Here is a 3060-nt window from a genome sequence, read left to right as displayed (position 1 = left end):
TTGCGACATCGAGAACATTACACGGTGGCGTCAGGCCGTGGCGAACGAGTAGAACCGCTTGAGCGTGCAGTGCTCGTCGAGGAGGCGGCCGTAGATCGGTTCGCCCTCCAATTCGCGGTAGGTCTCGATGGGGTCACCTTTTATGATCAGCGCCCGCGCGCACTCCTCGCACCAGTACTGAAAGTCGTGATTGAGGGGATCCATGTCCCTGACGATGGGCGTACCACTGCCGCACCAGTCGCATTTACGCCTGTGGGCACCCATCAATCAGCTCCAGCTGTGGCCGCAGGCCGTGCACACGTAAGAAACTCCACCGTTGTCGCCGAGCACTTGGGCCACATGGGACGAACCGCACGTAGGACAGCTGAGGCGGGAGTGGTCGTCCGCCGTGGTGAGCGGGGCATCGGCCTCCTCGATGCTGCTCGCGGACATCGTGCTCTCCCTCCCGGACCGCGCCGGCGTCCCCCTCCGGCCGTCCGATTCTGCCACGGCCTGGCAAGGGGGTCAGCCGGAAATCGCAGCTACGCGCGTCGCTGCCGTCCGAGACCGGCCAGCGCGCCGATGATCGCGGCCGCCGCGAGGGCGAGAGTCGTCGCCCACAAGGCGTCCGCTGCGGCGTCCGGACCGGGTACGTCGAGGCGGTTCAGGAAGAGCGTGCCGAAGGCCGCGACGCCCAGGAGCTGGCCGAGTTGGGTGACGGTCGCCAGCAGTCCGCTGGCGTCCGCCGCGTCCTCCTGGCGTACGGTCGCCAGCGCGCCCGTCAGCGCCGGGCTGAAGCCGAGTGCGAGACCCGCGCCCATGCCGACGAAGGCGGCGTACATCGGGAATCCGCCGTCGCCGATGTCCCGCAGTACCCAGCCGACGGCCACGGCGGAGACGGCGGCCAGCGCGAACCCGCCGGGTATCAGGGCCTTTTGTATCCGCCGGGGCCAGTTGCGCCAGGTCAGTCCGACCGCGCCGAAGACCAGCGCGGTCGGCGCGAAGGTCAGCCCCGCGCGCAGCGCGCTGTAGCCGAGGGCGCCCTGGATGTAGAGGGTGAGGGCGAAGAGGAAGCCCGAGTTGACCGCCATCACCAGACCGATCCGTGCGGCGGCCACGCCCATGCCGGGGATACGGAGCACCCGCGGCGCGACGAGCGGGGCGCCGCCGCGCGCGGCGAGCCGGGCCTCGTAGCCGAGGAAGCAGCAGAAGAGGACCAGGGACGCGGCGAGGGAGACCCAGGACCAGAGCGGCCAGTCCTCCTCCTGGCCGAGCACCAGCGGCACGGTGAGCAGCGAGACGGCGGCGCCGAGCAGGACGAGACCTGGCAGGTCGAGGCCGCGCCGCCGCTCGGGATCGGCCGCCCGGTCCTTGGGCAGCACCCGCACGCCCGTCGCCAGCAGGACGATCCCGACGGGCACGTTCACCAGGAAGATCGGCCGCCAGCCGGTCCCGAAGAGGTCGGCGGTGACGAGCACCCCGCCGAGCACCTGCCCGGCGGCCGCCCCGGTGGAGAGCACGGCGGCGTAGGCGCCGAGCGCCTTGCCGCGCGCCTCGCCGGTGAAGTTGCGCTGGATCAGGCTGAGCACCTGGGGGATCATCAGCGCCGCACCCGCGCCCTGGACCAGCCGGAAGCCGATCAACTGGCCGGTGTTCGCGGCGAGTCCGCAGGCGAGTGAGGAGGCGGTGAAGACGAGCAGGCCGCCGAGGTACAGCCGGCGGTGGCCCAGCAGGTCGCCGAGTCGGGCGCCGGTGATCAGCATGACCGCGTACGCGATGGTGTAGCCCGCGATGATCAGCTGCAACGAGGCGCCGGACGCGTAGAGTTCGACGCGGATCGTCGGGGCGGCCACATTGACGATGAAGACGTCGAGCAGCGCCATGAACTGGGCGGCGAGCACCACGGCGAGCAGCGGGCCTCTGCCGGGGCCGCTGTCAGTGGTGGGAGTTTTACTTGAGGGGTCGGAAAGTTGTGGGGTCCGTGATGAGGCGGTCGTCATGGGTCCGAGCCTGCGGCTGATCCGATACGGGTAACGAGAGCCCGCTGATGCTGGTAGTGACAGCACCTGGCAAGGACCTGCCGGACGGCGCAGCATGGGGGGTGTGACGGCAGTGGCAGTGCACCAGCAGCAGTCGACGGGCCGACGGCGCAGGACCGAGCTCGCGGCCTTCCTGCGCAGCAGACGGGCGCGGGTGACTCCCGCCGACGTGGGGATGCCGCCGGGGCTGCGCCGCCGTACGCCGGGGCTGCGGCGCGAGGAGGTCGCGCAGCTCTCCGGGGTCGGCGTGACCTGGTACACCTGGCTGGAACAGGGGCGCCCGATCAACGCGTCGGCGCAGGTCCTGGACGCCATCGCCCGCACCCTGCGGTTGGACGGCGCCGAGCGGGAGCATCTGTACCAGCTGGCCGAGGTGCCGCGTACGCCCGATCCGCAGGCCGAAGCGGACGGCATCAGCGCGGAGATCCAGGGCATCCTGGACGCCCTCGATCCGCTGCCCGCCGTGGTGTACAACTCGCGCTACGACCTCATCGGGGCGAACGCGGCGTACGGCGATCTCTTCGACGTCGGGACGATGAGCCGGTACCGCCGGTTCAACGTGCTGTGGATCCTGTTCACCGTGTCGCGGGACGCCTGCCCGCTGGTCTATCCGGAGGCGGAGCTGCCGGTGATGGTGGCGACCCTGCGCAGCGCGTACGGCCGTCATGTCGGCGAGCCCGTCTGGGAGACCTTCATCGCCGATCTCGCGGCCGCCAGCCCGTACTTCGCCGAGCTGTGGACCGGCGGGAACGTGACACAGCCGGGCCCCAGGGTGAAGACGTTCCGGCACGACGTGGTGGGGCAGATACGGATGACCTCGGTCTCGCTGTCGGTCAACGGAATGCCGGAATGCCGGATCGTGGTCTACACACCGAGCGACGAGGAGAGCAAGGAGCGGGCAGCGGTGCTGCGGTCCTTGCGGTAAACGCACGGTCCCGCCCTCTGAGACAGAGGACGGGACCGGGGTTGTGGAGCTAAGGAGAATTGAACTCCTGACCTCCTGCATGCCATGCAGGCGCTCTACCAACTGAGCTATAGCCCC

At 70.0% G+C, this 3060-nt stretch carries 4 protein-coding genes and 1 tRNA gene; 1 reads left to right on the top strand and 4 read right to left on the bottom strand.

What is annotated here, in order from left to right; genetic code table 11:
- Positions 1-30 precede the first annotated feature (30 nt).
- From HY68_RS17465 to HY68_RS17460, 3 genes are all read right to left on the bottom strand, one after another.
- Entirely contained in the window at positions 31-264 is a 234-nt protein-coding gene (locus HY68_RS17465) for a hypothetical protein (protein ID WP_041989882.1), read from the bottom strand.
- Between the two features lie 3 nt (positions 265-267).
- Positions 268-432, bottom strand: a complete 165-nt coding sequence (locus HY68_RS43820) for a hypothetical protein (protein WP_198533292.1) — start codon at positions 430-432, stop codon at positions 268-270.
- A gap of 89 nt (positions 433-521) precedes the next feature.
- The gene (locus tag HY68_RS17460; RefSeq protein ID WP_198533290.1) at positions 522-1979 is read right to left on the bottom strand and encodes an MFS transporter; all 1458 of its coding nucleotides are present in this window, start codon (positions 1977-1979) and stop codon (positions 522-524) included.
- Positions 1980-2073: 94 nt separating this feature from the next.
- Here HY68_RS17460 and HY68_RS17455 point away from each other — a divergent pair, with 94 nt between their 5' ends.
- Entirely contained in the window at positions 2074-2943 is an 870-nt protein-coding gene (locus tag HY68_RS17455) for a helix-turn-helix transcriptional regulator (protein WP_078863656.1), read from the top strand.
- Positions 2944-2987: 44 nt separating this feature from the next.
- Here HY68_RS17455 and HY68_RS17450 read toward each other — a convergent pair.
- A tRNA-Ala gene (locus HY68_RS17450) sits at positions 2988-3060 on the bottom strand.

It is taken from the genome of Streptomyces sp. AcH 505 (assembly GCF_000818175.1).
Classification (GTDB): domain Bacteria; phylum Actinomycetota; class Actinomycetes; order Streptomycetales; family Streptomycetaceae; genus Streptomyces.
The sequence above is the reverse complement of the archived record's forward strand: the minus strand, read 5'-3'. Positions and strand labels throughout refer to the sequence as shown.

Excerpts from the sequence above, each read along its gene's own strand:
- HY68_RS17465 (WP_041989882.1), bottom strand. The coding sequence starts at position 264 with ATGGGTGCCCACAGGCGTAAATGCGACTGGTGCGGCAGTGGTACGCCC.
- HY68_RS43820 (WP_198533292.1), bottom strand. The coding sequence starts at position 432 with ATGTCCGCGAGCAGCATCGAGGAGGCCGATGCCCCGCTCACCACGGCG.
- HY68_RS17460 (WP_198533290.1), bottom strand. The coding sequence starts at position 1,979 with ATGACGACCGCCTCATCACGGACCCCACAACTTTCCGACCCCTCAAGT.
- HY68_RS17455 (WP_078863656.1), top strand. The coding sequence starts at position 2,074 with ATGGGGGGTGTGACGGCAGTGGCAGTGCACCAGCAGCAGTCGACGGGC.